Genomic DNA, 14,675 nt, shown 5'->3' on the forward strand with positions numbered 1-14,675 from the left:
CAAGGTTGGCCGCATGCGGCCAACCTCAGGCGCGGATATAGCTGACCAGCTGCTCGATCACCAGCTCTTGCTCGGCAATCGTTGCCTTCACCAGATCCCCAATCGACACCATGCCAATTGCTTTGTCCGCATCCATTACGGGCAAATGTCTGATACGCTTCTCGCTCATCAAGGCCATACATTCGCCTACTGTCTGACTCGGCCCGACATACAATACTTTTGAGGTCATGATGTCGCGGATCAGCGTACCGGCAGATGTCTTGCCCTGAAGAACGATACGCCGTGCGTAATCACGCTCGGAGAAGATGCCCAGTACATCACCCATCTCCATTACCAGCAATGCGCCGACATCATGCTCGGCCATCAGCTGCAAAGCCTGGAACACGGTTGCGTCAGGACCGATGGTGATCAGATCACGATTTGGTTTGCTTTTGATTAGTTGGCCTACGGTTTGCATGGAACATCCTCCTTATGGTCTGCACTTAACTATAGTTATATCATTTTAAAAAACAACCATTAAACCGAACTTAAAAACAAAAAATCGTATTGAAATGATAAAAAAAAGTAGCGCTGCAACTTTACTCACCATTCATGGACTCGGTTATCTAGCACCATTATTAACGGTACCATTTCTTATAAACACACTAGGCCTAGAGTCATTCGGAAAGCTTAGTTTATTTACCGCATTCTTTCAATACCTTACATTAACAGTAGAATACGGATTTGGCACAAGCGCTGCAATTTCCATCTCAAGATTAAAGAATAGCAATACAAGATCTGGAGCAATATTCTGGAACATTACCACTTACAAAGCATTACTTTCACTAATGCTACTGTCAGCTACCATAATTGCAACAGTAAGCATTAACACCTTAATGGATGACTGGAAGCTAATACTATCCTCCTTCACATGCGTATGGATTGGGATATTAATGCCCAGCTGGTTATTTATTGGAAAAGAAAAAATTATTTATATAAGTAAAATATCAATTACTGCGAAATTCATTGCCATCCCATTTATATTGGCATTTATATCCGGACCTGACGATACTTGGCTAGTAGCATTTATTCAAAACTCAACCTCAATCATCGCAGGCGCGCTCTCCATTGCATTCGCATATAAACATGGGTGGATTCCATCACAAAAAGTTACTTTCATTAAAATTCTAGTACTACTAAAAAAAGGATGGCATATATCATTAGCAAGTATGGTGGCCAACCTTTATACCCATACTGTAACTATAATCTTGGGTATCACTGGTGGCACAACTGCTGTTGGGATGTTTATGGCAGCCGATCGAGTAAGACAAGCACTACAAGGATTTCTGATACCAACTTCTCAAATTTTTCTAGCCAGAATCAACAGCTCAATCCGAAGTGATATAATAACAGCAAAAGAAACTATCAGAATAGCATTCTTCACTCAGGCAACACTTGGCGCAATACTATCAAGCATCCTATACATTTTCTCAAATCTAATCTCCCACACCCTTTACAAAGAAAGTCCTGACGTAATAAGTGAAATAATGAGACCATTATCAATACTACCACTTATTATTTCCATATCAAATGTTTGCTTGCTTGTTCTCACTTCTTACGGAATGGAAAAAATAGTTAGTAAGACAATCATGATTTCTGGCGTATTTTGCATAACCACCTCTTACCTCACAACAAAATCAATTGGCGCACATGGTGTTGTTCTGTCAATAATACTGGCAGAAATTCTCATATTGATTTTATCAGCTTTCAAGTGTCACAAAGAAAATTTGCTCAAATTTAGCAAGAGAGCCAACTCAAGCATCACACTTTAAAAATATTATTACAAACCCTCCAACAACAAGCACTGACAAAAGCCATATGAAAATTCAAGAACTTCGCATTCTGACCATATTCACATTAAAATAAAATTAGTTGAAGATAATATTCTCAAAAAAATATAGAAATAACCATGAATAGAGAAAATTCCGTCAATGTAATCATTTAACTAAAAAATATGAATACTATCAAGACCATGCCCTTGCAACCCAGATGGCATTGCTGACAGAACGAGACCGCTCACTCGAGCGGCCAACTGAAGGCTTAGCGCAGACAATGCCAGTTCACTTGGTAATCAAAACCAACTGCGCTGGACGTATAGGTGATGGTATTGGCTAGGTGCTCTGGCTGCATCTGTCATTGCTTAGAGAATCGTACTGAACATGCTCCGACCGGTTCCAGTGGGGAGAAACGGCAAGATGCGCATGAAAAACAGTCGACAGCTTGGGATAATGATACTCGAGCAATGCTGTTCAGGCTTGCCATAGCATTAGTTTCGAATACGAAATCCATGAAGGCGACACTGCGGGGAAAGGTGATGATTTGCCAGAATAATGAACCAAATAGATTACGATCATAATTTTTTATGGCGGGATTTAATGAAAGCCGCTGGTTATTACAGGCTCCCTTTTCTACACAATTCAATTTATTAAAAAAATGGTATCTTGCTGCGCTATCGTTGTCACTTACAACCCCAAAATTGAACAGTTGCAAAATACACTAAAATCTTTGCATAGCAACTGCATACCCATCATTGTTATAGACAACACCTGCATCCAGTCAATAATTGACCAGATATCCTCATCTGTGAGTAAACTTTCTAACATTCAATATATATCGCTTAAAAAAAACATGGGCATAGCCCATGCTCAAAACATTGGAATATCACATGCAATAAATAATAATTTTGAAATGGTATTGCTTAGTGACCAGGATACAATATTTCCAAATGACTTCTTATCTAAAATGAAGCATGAATTAGATATTCTAGAAGCTACTGGTGAAAAAATTGCGGCCATTGGTCCCGCTTACCAGAATACCAATGCCCCTGAATTAAAGCCATTCTTTATTAATTATCAAAATGGATCCATAAGTAAAACCACGCAAAACAGAGGCACAATCAAAGCATCACAGATAATTGCATCAGGGATGTTGATACCAACAAAGTCAATAGCTGAAGTTGGCATGATGAATTCCGACCTCTTTATTGATTGGGTTGATCTTGAATGGTGCTGGCGAGCTATCAAAAATGGTTACTCAATTTACGGAACATTCAATGTCCATATTGAACATCAACTAGGTGACAAGTCAAAAAAACTATTTAATGGCATTTATACAATTCACTCCCCCGTTAGAAACTATTTCTACATTCGAAATGGAATTCATCTTTCCATTCGAGGTAAATTATTAGATGAAAAAAGGCATCGTATGCACTTAATCCGAAGGATTACAAGATACTTCCTAGGAATGATACTATTATCTGACCATAAAACAGATGATATAAAGATGATGCTACGTGGATTTATTGATGGGATACGAGGCAAGCTGGGACCAATACGATGAAAAGCAATACAGTAACTGCATCAATTGTCTTGTTTCAACATAGCCACTCAGACCTGAAGAAGACACTTACCTCACTATTAAATCAACCAGAAATTAAAAGAATTGTTCTGATCGATAATGGTGGTGCGCTTTGGGCGAGTGAAATATCAGACACTCGTATAAGTTATATTTCCTCAAGAAAAAACATCGGCTTTGGATGTGCGCACAATCTTGCCATTAGACAGTTTTCTGCAGAGTCAGACTATTTCTTGATATGCAACCCCGATGTTTATTTTGAAAAAAATACAGTAAAAATAATGATTGATGATGCAGAAAAGAGTGCTGCAGCACTATTTATGCCAAGGATAGTCTATCCAGATGGCAGTAACCAAGAATTATGTAAACTGCTCCCATCACCAATCACCCTATTCTTTAGGCGCTTTCTACCAAATCTTGCGAGATGGACCGACCAAGCCTTCCTCCTTAGACATGCTGATTTTGACCAGTCATTCTTTTCACCATATCTTTCTGGTTGTTTTATGTTTTGCAAATCCAAGGCACTTATTGACCTGGATGGTTTTGATGAACGTTTTTTCATGTATATGGAGGATCTTGACCTCTCCAGACGCTTTGCAAGCAAGTATGGGAATCTGTACTTACCATCAGCTACAGTATTTCATGAATTCAACAAGGGCTCATACCACAATAAAAAATTACTTGCATACCACATTGTGTCAGCCATTAAATACTTTAACAAATGGGGTTGGTTTTTTGACCGTGACCGAAAAAAATTAAATGAGAAATGCCTTAAAGAATTACCAATAAATAATAATTACTTAAAAAAATAACCCACCTGATGGTGGGTTATTTTTGTCAAAATAATAACATTTACCAAACCTGCAAATAAGCCAACATCCCCTCCGCCGCCTGCCTGCCTTCAAATACCGCCCTCACTACCAGATCAGCCCCACGTACCTGGTCACCACCGGCAAAGATCTTGGGATTGCTGGTCTGGAATTTGAACTCGCCATTTGCTGCGGCCAACGTTCTGCCATTTGCAGCAACGCCGATATTCTGACGTTCAAACCAGTCGGCAGCTTCGGCCTGAAAACCGAAGGCGACGATGACGTGGTCGCATTCGATCACTTCTTCGCTACCTGGCACGATTTCGGCATTACGGCGACCTTTGGCATCCGGCGCGCCAAGACGGGTTTCAGCCAGTTTCAGGCGCAGGCTGCCGTCGGCGGCCTGTTCGATGCCCATAGGCTGGCGATTCCACAAGAATTCCACACCCTCTTCGCGAGCATTGGCCACTTCGCGCTTGGAACCCGGCATATTGGCTTCGTCACGGCGATAAGCGCAGATCACTTTCTTCGCGCCCTGGCGGATCGAAGTACGGTTGCAGTCCATCGCGGTATCACCGCCACCCAGTACTACCACGCGCTTGCCAGCCATTGAGACGGCAGCCTCGCCTGCCGGCAGGGTTTCCATGCACTGACGCACGTTGTTGATCAGGAAAGGCAGCGCTTCCAGCACGCCAGGCAGGTTCTCGCCGTCAAACCCCCCCTTCATGTACTTGTAGGCGCCCATGCCCATGAACACGGCATCGTACTGCTCCAGCAGAGTTTCGATCTCGATGTCACGGCCGATTTCGGTGTTAAGGCGGAACTCGACGCCCATGCCTTCCATGATGTCGCGGCGACGCTTCACCACCGCTTTTTCCAGCTTGAACTCGGGTATACCAAAAGTCAGCAGACCGCCGATTTCCTCGTAACGATCAAACACCACCGGACGCACGCCGTTGCGGACCAGTACGTCAGCACAGGCGAGACCTGCCGGGCCAGCGCCGATGATGGCAACCTTCTTGTCACTCCAGATCACCTTGGACATGTCCGGACGCCAGCCCGCCTTGTAGGCTTCGTCGGTAATAAATTTCTCGACGCTACCGATAGTCACGGCACCAAAGCCGCCCTGCTCCAGCGTGCAGGCACCTTCACACAGGCGATCCTGCGGGCAGACGCGGCCACAGATTTCCGGCAAGGAGTTAGTCTTGTGCGACATCTCGGCAGCTTCAAACAACTTGCCCTCCTTCACCAGCTTCAGCCAGTTCGGGATGTAGTTGTGCACCGGGCACTCCCACTCGCAGTAGGGGTTGCCACAGGACAGGCAGCGACCTGCCTGGTCACCGGCATCCACTGCATGCAGTGGCGTGTAAATCTCTTTGAACTCGATCTTGCGCACCGCGACTTCAACCTTGTCGCCGGGGTTGCGCGAGAGTTTCATGAACTGGAAAACGTCACCCATGATTGCATTCCTCTACCGTTGCGGCCAACGTTGGCCGCAACGGTGGTGATTCCTTGTCTGCAGGTGGCTCGCCGGCCACCCATTCATTATCAGTCTTTGAGCAGGCTCTCGAGCTTGGCGGCCTTCGGCTTCACCAGCCAGAAGTAGTCGACGTAGTCGTCGAAGTTCTCCAGCATGGCACGGCCGGTTTCGGAGCCGGTCAGCTCGACGTGCTTGGCAATCTTTTCCAGCAGGTAGGCGCGATACATGCCCATCGCTTCGCCATTGATCAGATTGATGTCCACCAGCTCGTTGTTGTAGCGGTAGGCAAAACGCTCGGCACGGTCGTAGACGAAGGCAAAACCGCCAGTCATACCTGCACCGAAGTTGTAACCGGTTTCGCCCAGTACAATCACGCTGCCACCAGTCATGTATTCGCAGCAATGGTCACCGGCACCTTCGATCACGGCCAGCGCACCGGAGTTACGCACCGCGAAACGCTCACCCGCTACACCTGCGGCAAACAACTGGCCGCCAGTCGCACCGTACAGGCAGGTATTGCCGACGATGATGGATTCGGACGATTTGTAAGCTGCACCTTTTGGCGGGTAGATGGTCACGCGGCCACCAGCCATACCCTTGCCGACGTAATCGTTGGCATCGCCTTCCAGCTCGAGGTGCAGGCCTGGCGCATTCCACACGCCAAAGCTTTGACCGGCCGAACCGTTGAACTTCACCTTCAGGCAACCGAATGGCAGACCGGCAGCGCCATGCACACGGGCAATTTCACCGGACAGACGCGCACCGATCGAACGATGGGTGTTTTCGATGTTGTACGACAGCTCCAGCATCTGCTTGTTGTTGATGGCTGGCAGCGCGTCTTTCAGCACCTCTTCCGCAAACTCGGCCTTGTCAAAGGACGGGTTGGAGTCGCTGATGCAGTAACGCGGCACGCTATCCGGCACGCTACCCAGCGACAGCAAGGGGGCCAGATCCAGCTTCTGCTGCTTGCTGGTCGCACCTTCGCGCAGCGTCAGCAAATCCATGCGGCCGATCAGCTCTTCCATATTGCGCGCGCCAAGCTTGGCCATCCACTCGCGGGTTTCCTGGGCGATGAACAGGAAGTAGTTCATCACCATTTCCGGCAAGCCGATGAAGTACTTGGAACGCAGCTTCACTTCCTGGGTGGCCACACCGGTGGCGCAATTGTTCAGGTGACAGATACGCAGGAATTTGCAACCCAGCGCAATCATCGGGCCTGTACCGAAGCCGAAGCTTTCAGCCCCCATCATCGCCGCCTTGATCACATCCAGACCGGTTTTCAGGCCGCCGTCCGTCTGCATGCGGACGCGACCGCGCAGACCGTTGGCACGCAGCACCTGCTGCGCCTCGGACAGACCCAGCTCCCACGGGCTACCGGCATACTTCACCGAAGTCAGCGGCGAGGCACCAGTGCCACCGTCATAGCCGGAGATGGTAATCAGGTCGGCATAGGCCTTGGCCACACCGGCGGCAATCGTGCCTACACCCGGCTCGGCTACCAGTTTTACCGACACCAGCGCTTTCGGATTGACCTGCTTGAGGTCGAAAATCAGCTGGGCCAGATCTTCAATCGAGTAGATGTCGTGATGCGGCGGCGGCGAAATCAGGCTGATGCCCGGCTTGGAGCAGCGCAGCTTGGCAATCAGCGGCGACACCTTGTCACCTGGCAGCTGGCCACCTTCGCCCGGCTTGGCACCTTGCGCCACCTTGATCTGCAGCACTTCGGCATTCACCAGATAATGCGGTGTCACGCCAAAGCGGCCAGAGGCCACCTGCTTGATCTTGGACATCTTCTCGGTGCCGTAACGTGAGGCATCTTCACCGCCTTCACCCGAGTTGGAACGGCCGCCCAGACGGTTCATCGCTGTGGCCATCGCCTCGTGCGCTTCCGGCGACAAGGCGCCCAGCGACATACCGGCAGAGTCGAAACGCTTGAGAATGCTTTCTACCGGCTCAACTTCATCGATCGAGATCGGGGTGATGCCATCGAGATTGATCTCCATCAGGTCGCGGAACATGGCGACCGGACGGCTGTTCACCAGCTCGGCGTATTGCTTGTAGGCGTCGTAATCGGTGTTCTGCACCGCCTTCTGCAACATCTGCACCACGTCCGGGTTGTAGGCGTGGTATTCCTCGCCGTGCACGTACTTGAGCAGACCACCCTGCGTGACGGCACGCATCGGGTTGAAAGCGAGTTTGGACAGTTTTTTCTGGTCGTCTTCGAAATCGTCAAAACCGGCACCCGAAATACGCGACACCGTGCCCTTCAGACACAGCGTCACCACATCTTCGTGCAGGCCGATACCTTCGAACAACTGCGCACCACGGTAACTAGCGATGGTGGAGATGCCCATCTTCGACAACACCTTCATCAGGCCCTTGTTGATGCCCTTGCGGTAGTGTTGCAGCGCTTCGTTGACGCGCAGGTGTACGTCGCCAGTCTGTACCAGATCGACAATGGTCTGGTAAGCCAGATACGGATACACCGCCGTCGCGCCGTAACCGATCAACGCCGCCATCTGGTGCGGGTCGCGAACGGTACCGGTTTCAACCAGAATATTTGACTTGCAACGCAGGCCGGCATCAATCAGCGCGTGATGCACGGCACCGGTGGCGAACAAGGCATGAATAGGCAGACGGTTGGCCGCAATGGTGCGATCGGACAGGATCACGATCACGGTGCCTTCCTGTACCGCCTCAACCACATGCGCGCACAGCTTGCGGATCGCATCTTCCAGCGCGATTTCGCTCGGGTCGTAGCACAGATCGAAGGTGGTCGCCTTCAGGTAAGGCTCGGTGCGGGTGGTGATGCGCACGAACTTCTCGCGCGACAGCACCGGGCTGCGCACTTCGAGGCGTTTGGCGTGCTCGGCGGTTTCCTCGAACATATTGCGCTCGGGGCCGAATACGGTGTTCAGCGACATCACGATCGCTTCGCGGATCGGGTCGATCGGCGGGTTGGTGACCTGGGCAAACTGCTGGCGCAAATAGTCGAACGGCGAACGCACTTTTTGCGACAACACCGCCATCGGGGTGTCATCCCCCATCGAGCCGACAGCTTCCTGGCCATCTTCAGCCAGGACACGCAGGATTTGGTCGCGCTCTTCAAAGCTGATGTTGTACAGCTTCTGGAAGGTCAGCAGCTGGTCTTTCGGCCAGGCTTCGAGGCCGGCATCATCCTCGATCGACAGCTCCAGACGCGAACCGGCATCCTTGATCCACTGGCGATAAGGTTTGGCCGACTTCAGTTGGGCATCGATGTCTTCCGGATACAGAATCTCACCGGTTTGCAGATCAGCGGCAAACAGCTGACCCGGCTTCACGCGGCCTTTTTTCACCACGTCTTCCGGCTTGTAATCCCATACGCCCACTTCGGAGGCGATGGTGAGGATATTGTCCTTGGTCAGTACCCAACGCGCCGGACGCAGACCGTTACGATCCAGCATACAGCCGGCGTAGCGACCATCGGTCAGCACGATGCCGGCCGGGCCATCCCACGGCTCCATATGCATGGAGTTGAATTCGTAGAAGGCACGCAGGTCCTTGTCGGTGGAGTCCACGTTCTGCCATGCCGGCGGCACTAGCAGACGCAGCGCGCGGAACAGTGGAATACCACCCATCAGCAGGCCTTCCAGCATATTGTCCAGCGACATCGAGTCGGAACCGTCGGTCTGCACGATAGGACGAATCGCGTCCATATCGATGTGCGGCGAGGTCATGATGCGCTCGCGGGCACGCGCCCAGTTGCGGTTACCTTGTACGGTGTTGATCTCGCCGTTATGCGCAAGGAAGCGGAACGGCTGCGCCAGCTTCCACTGCGGCCAGGTATTGGTCGAGAAACGCTGATGGAAGACCGACAGACTGGATTCGAAACGCGGATCGGACAGGTCCAGATAGAACTTGGCCAGATTGTCCGGCGTCACCAGCCCCTTGTACGACAGGGTGTGTGGCGACAACGTCGGGATATAGAAATATGGATCGTCGGCCTTGTTGGCTTTTTCAGCCTGACGGCGGCCCATGTACAGGCGGCGCTGGAAAGTCAGCTCGTCCATGCCGAACGGGCAGTTGACGAACACCTGATAAAAACTTGGCAGGGAAGCCATTGCCTGTTCGCCACAGGCGTCCAGATCGATAGGCACCGCACGGAAGCCGGCGACTTCCAGCCCCTGGCTTTCGAGGAATTCTTTCAGGCGGTTACGGCTGCGCTCGCCATCTTGCGGATGGGAAAACACCAGACCCGCCGCGTAGTTCGCCTTCAGCGAGAAACCGGCTTCCGCGGCCACTTCACGCAAAAAGCCGTCAGGCTTGCGGAACAGCAAACCACAGCCGTCACCCGACTTGCCATCCGCGGCCACCGCGCCACGGTGAGTCAGTTTCGCCAGGGAAGAAATGGCAGTTTGTACCAGCCAATGCGAAGGTTTGTCGTCCAGCTGGGCGATCAAACCGAAGCCACAGCTGTCCTGTTCGAAATCCGGGCGGTAGAGGGTTCCCTCCAGCCAGCTCTGTCTGTTCATGCTAAGTCCCTGATTATAATGTGAAGCGAATGTCTTCGATTCTAAGGTCAAGATTGCTGACCTGCAACCGCTTTTTGTGCATCGCATTAGCCGTTTAATTTCAATGATTTAGATCAAGTTTACGCAAACGTAATTGCCATTTTTGTGCATGAGCAGTTTATGTAATCGAGACACTAACATTCAAAAATACGACCAGCATGTTGCCAAAGCCGATTGCACTCTGAAGTGTAGAATGTATACAAATCAAATATCATCATGACAATGACACCGTCAGGCAGTGCCGCTCATACGCCCTTATCCCGTCAGCTAGCCGAACAGGCGCTGGCGCGCTCGGCTGGCGCCCCCCTGGTGGCCGGCAATGCGGTCGAGTTGCTGTTTGATGCCGCAGAGAACTTCCCGCGCTGGTTGGCCGCAGTCGACAATGCCCGCGAGTCCATACTCATCGAGATGTATCTCTTTGCCGACGACGAGCTGGGCCGGCAGTTTCGCGATCTGCTGTGCGAAAAGGCTCGCCAAGGTGTGGCGGTGTATTTGCTGTATGACTGGCTTGGCTGCTGGAAAGAACACCTGCTGCGTTTTTTTGCCCCGCTGAAGGCGGCTGGCGCCGAGGTGCGCAGCTGGCAGGCGCCCGGATTGGGCAGCGGCTTGCGCCTGCTGGGGCGGGATCATCGCAAGCTGATCGTCATCGATGGCGAAACCGCCTTTATCGGCGGACTCTGCATCAGCAGCCACTGGGCCGACTGGCGCGATACCGGCCTGCAACTGCGCGGCCCCCTGCTGGCCGACTGCCTCGCGGCCTTTGCCGACAGCTGGCAACACAGCGGCGCGGCACTACCCGAGACCCTTGCCTACCGTACAGAACAGGCCGGCGAGGTATCAGCACGGCTGATTGCCACCACACCGGCTACCGCCAATCTGATGCGGCTGGACCTGCTGATTGCCGGCTTTGCCCGCCAGCGCCTGTGGCTGACCGATGCCTACTTCATGGGCACGGGTGCCTATCTGTCGGCACTGCAGCAGGCCGCCCGTGATGGCGTGGATGTGCGGCTGCTGGTGCCGCGCTCCAGCGATATTCCATGGATTGCCACCGTATCGCGCACCCTGTACCGCCCTTTGCTGGAGGCCGGTGTGCGCGTTTTTGAGTGGAACGGCCCGATGATTCATGCCAAGACTGCGGTTGCCGATGGCCGCTGGGCACGTATCGGCTCGACCAATCTCAACTGGTCAAGCTGGATGGCCAACCGCGAGCTGGATCTGGCGATCGAGGATGACACCCTGGCCGCACAAATGGAGCAGCGCTTCCTGCTGGATCTTGAACATGCGACCGAGGTCGTACTGGGCGGGCGACGCGGCCAACCTTTGCTGAAAGAGCGCCGCCGCGCCAAGCGGCTGCCGGTGCGGCAACAGGCGGCCGCCGGTGCCGCAGCCGCGGCACGCCAGGCGGTGCGCATCGGTGAAGTGGTCGAGGCGGCCGTGCGCGGCACGCGGGCAGTCGAAAGCAGCGAAGCCAGCGCCTTTCTCGCCATTGCGCTGGTCTTGCTCGGCAGTGCCGTGTTGTTGTTTTTCTTCCCGCAATTGGCGGCCATCCCGCTAATGCTACTTTTGGCCATGGCCGGCAGTGCCGTGCTGCTGCGCAGTCTCGGTCTGTACGCGCGGCGCTATCGTCACAAGCGAAAACAGGCCGATCAGACCAATAAAGCCGAATCCACCGACCAATCCTGAATGATCAGGTCGCATCCTCGTAAAATCTGCCCATAAAAAAATGCAGAATCTGTCATCAGATGGTCAACATCTGATGCTGCAATGCGGCTACAATGCGCCCTTTCTTGGGTTATTCGAAGGTGTTTTCCGTTGCGGCCAACCTTTTTCCAGGCCACCCGGACGACAACACCCTAAGCCGGCAGACGTGAAGGAGGCGAGCCTCCCAGTGCGGACCGCGGTGCAAAGCGCCCCTTTGTTCCGGCCTTGGCCGGATTAAACAATCGCGCCTCAAGGCCAGCCATCCAGGGCGGCGGCATCACGTCGTACGTACAGAACTGTGCCCCAACGCGCACCGAGTGACACTTCCGGCCCAGCCGTGAAGGCCAGTATTGGCGTTACAGGTGCCCGAGCCCGCCCTTGCACCCGGCGAGGTTCACACACTGCCCATTTGGCCTGCCGGCAGCCTGACGTGTCCGAGTTAACAGCAACAAGGACTCAGGTATGCGTTTTCACTTTCCTATCGTCATCATCGACGAGGATTTCCGTTCCGAGAACACCAGCGGCTCCGGCATCCGTGAGCTGGCCGACGCCATCAAGGCCGAAGGCATGGACGTTATCGGCTACACCAGCTATGGCGATCTGACCTCCTTCGCCCAGCAGCAGAGCCGCGCCGCCGGCTTTATCCTGTCGATCGACGATGAAGAATTCCAGACCGATGACAGCGCCAGCACTGCGCTGGGCGGCCTGTACGGTTTTGTGGCCGAAATCCGTCGCCGCAACCCGGATATTCCGGTCTATCTGTACGGTGAAACGCGCACTGCCCGTCATATCCCGAACGATATCTTGCGCGAGCTGCATGGCTTCATCCACATGCATGAAGACACGCCCGAGTTCGTTGCGCGCCATATCATCCGCGAGGCGAAAAGCTATCTGGACAGCCTGGCGCCGCCGTTTTTCCGTGCGCTGGTGAACTACGCCTACGACGGCTCCTACAGCTGGCACTGCCCGGGGCACTCCGGCGGCGTGGCCTTCCTGAAGTCGCCGGTCGGCCAGATGTTTCACCAGTTCTTTGGTGAGAACATGCTGCGCGCCGACGTGTGCAATGCGGTTGACGAGCTGGGCCAGTTGCTGGATCACACCGGCCCGGTAGCCGCCTCCGAGCGTAACGCCGCCCGTATCTTCAGCTGCGACCATCTGTTCTTCGTCACCAACGGCACCTCGACCAGTAACAAGATCGTGTGGCACAGCACCGTTGCTGCCGGCGACATCGTGCTGGTGGACCGCAACTGCCATAAGTCCAACCTGCACGCCATCATCATGACCGGCGCGATTCCGGTGTTCCTGATGCCGACGCGCAACCACTACGGCATCATCGGCCCGATTCCGAAGAGCGAGTTTTCGCTGGAATCCATCCGCGCCAAGATTGCGGCCAACCCTTACGCCCGCGAAGCGCTGGCCAAGAACCCGAACGCCAAACCGCGCATCCTGACACTGACCCAGTCGACCTACGACGGCATTCTGTACAACGTCGAGGAGATCAAGGGCATTCTGGATGGCGAAGTCGACACCCTGCACTTTGACGAAGCCTGGCTGCCGCACGCCAGCTTCCACGATTTCTACGGCGACTTCCACGCCATCGGCGAAGGCCGTCCGCGCTGCAAGGAGTCGATGATTTTCTCGACCCAGTCCACCCACAAACTGCTGGCAGGCATCTCGCAAGCTTCTCAGATTCTGGTGCAGGACCCGCAGAATCGTCAGCTCGATACCATGAGCTTCAACGAAGCCTATCTGATGCACACCTCGACCAGCCCGCAGTACGCGATTATCGCCAGCTGCGATGTGGCGGCCGCGATGATGGAGCAGCCCGGCGGCCAGGCGCTGGTCGAAGAATCGCTGGTGGAGGCGCTGGACTTCCGCCGCGCCATGCGCAAGGTGGACGAAGAGTACGGCAATGACTGGTGGTTCCGCGTCTGGGGCCCGGATGCCCTGTCGGACGACGGCATCTGCGATCCGGCCGACTGGACGCTGCGCGCTGACGACCAGTGGCACGGCTTTGCCGGCATCGAAGACGGCTTCAATATGCTGGACCCGATCAAGGCCACCATCCTGACCCCTGGCCTCGCACTCGACGGCAGCTTCGAAGAGCTGGGCATCCCGGCCGCCATCGTCACCAAGTACCTGACCGAGCACGGCGTGGTGGTCGAAAAGACCGGCCTGTACAGCTTCTTCATCATGTTCACCATCGGCATTACCAAGGGCCGCTGGAACACCATGATCTCGCTGCTGCAGCAGTTCAAGGACGACTTCGACAAGAACCAGCCGCTGTGGCGCGTGATGCCGGAATTCGTCGCCAAGTACCCGCAGTACGAGCGCGTCGGCCTGAAAGACCTGTGCCTGAGAATTCACGGCCTGTACGGCGAACACAACATCGCCCGCCTGACCACCGAAATCTATCTGTCGGAAATGGCACCGGCGATGCGTCCGGGTGATGCCTTTGCCAGGATGGCACACCGCGAGATCGAGCGCGTGCCGGTGGACGAGCTGGAAGGCCGGGTGACCGCGGTACTGCTGACGCCATACCCGCCAGGCATCCCGCTGTTGATTCCGGGCGAGGTATTCAACAAGACCATCGTCGACTACCTGCGCTTCGTACAGGCCTTCAACCGCCAGCTGCCTGGCTTCGAGACCGATGTACACGGCCTCGTCGGCCATGAAGTCGACGGCAGGAAGGTGTATTGCGTGGATTGCGTCAAAGCCTGAGGCACCCTCAACGCTTAG

Annotated in this window: 8 protein-coding genes; 5 read left to right on the plus strand and 3 right to left on the minus strand. The window is 53.6% G+C overall.

Features of this window, described 5'->3' with window-relative positions; all coding sequences use genetic code 11:
- Positions 1-25: 25 nt before the first annotated feature.
- Positions 26-457 carry a CBS domain-containing protein gene (locus ACZ9W6_RS12510; RefSeq protein ID WP_465191493.1) on the minus strand — a complete coding sequence of 144 codons (432 nt, stop codon included), beginning with the start codon at positions 455-457 and terminating at the stop codon, positions 26-28.
- A gap of 94 nt (positions 458-551) precedes the next feature.
- Here ACZ9W6_RS12510 and ACZ9W6_RS12515 point away from each other — a divergent pair, with 94 nt between their 5' ends.
- The 3 genes from ACZ9W6_RS12515 (at position 552) to ACZ9W6_RS12525 (ending at position 4,205) form a co-directional block, all read left to right on the plus strand.
- Positions 552-1,811 (plus strand): oligosaccharide flippase family protein, encoded by a 1,260-nt coding sequence (locus ACZ9W6_RS12515; RefSeq protein ID WP_465191494.1) that lies wholly within the window; start codon positions 552-554, stop codon positions 1,809-1,811.
- 661 nt (positions 1,812-2,472) lie between these two features.
- On the plus strand, positions 2,473-3,378 hold the full coding sequence (locus ACZ9W6_RS12520) for a glycosyltransferase family 2 protein (protein WP_465191495.1): 906 nt from the start codon (positions 2,473-2,475) through the stop codon (positions 3,376-3,378).
- On the plus strand, positions 3,375-4,205 hold the full coding sequence (locus ACZ9W6_RS12525) for a glycosyltransferase (protein ID WP_465191496.1): 831 nt from the start codon (positions 3,375-3,377) through the stop codon (positions 4,203-4,205). The genes ACZ9W6_RS12520 and ACZ9W6_RS12525 overlap by 4 nt, the downstream gene beginning before the upstream one ends.
- Positions 4,206-4,245: 40 nt before the next feature.
- Here the strand turns inward: ACZ9W6_RS12525 and ACZ9W6_RS12530 are convergent, their stop codons facing one another.
- Both ACZ9W6_RS12530 and gltB read right to left on the minus strand, forming a co-directional pair.
- Positions 4,246-5,661, minus strand: a complete 1,416-nt coding sequence (locus ACZ9W6_RS12530; protein WP_465191497.1) for an FAD-dependent oxidoreductase — start codon at positions 5,659-5,661, stop codon at positions 4,246-4,248.
- Positions 5,662-5,750: 89 nt separating this feature from the next.
- Positions 5,751-10,196, minus strand: a complete 4,446-nt coding sequence (gene gltB / locus ACZ9W6_RS12535) for a glutamate synthase large subunit (RefSeq protein ID WP_465191498.1) — start codon at positions 10,194-10,196, stop codon at positions 5,751-5,753.
- A gap of 255 nt (positions 10,197-10,451) precedes the next feature.
- On the opposite strand from gltB, the gene ACZ9W6_RS12540 reads away from it, so the two are divergent.
- Both ACZ9W6_RS12540 and ACZ9W6_RS12545 read left to right on the plus strand, forming a co-directional pair.
- Positions 10,452-11,918: a phospholipase D-like domain-containing protein gene (locus ACZ9W6_RS12540; RefSeq protein ID WP_465191499.1), complete on the plus strand. Its 1,467-nt coding sequence runs from the start codon at positions 10,452-10,454 to the stop codon at positions 11,916-11,918.
- A gap of 480 nt (positions 11,919-12,398) precedes the next feature.
- Entirely contained in the window at positions 12,399-14,657 is a 2,259-nt protein-coding gene (locus ACZ9W6_RS12545) for an Orn/Lys/Arg family decarboxylase (RefSeq protein WP_465191500.1), read from the plus strand.
- The last annotated feature ends 18 nt before the right edge of the window (positions 14,658-14,675 follow it).

The sequence above is a fragment of the Vogesella lacus genome (genome assembly GCF_979366295.1).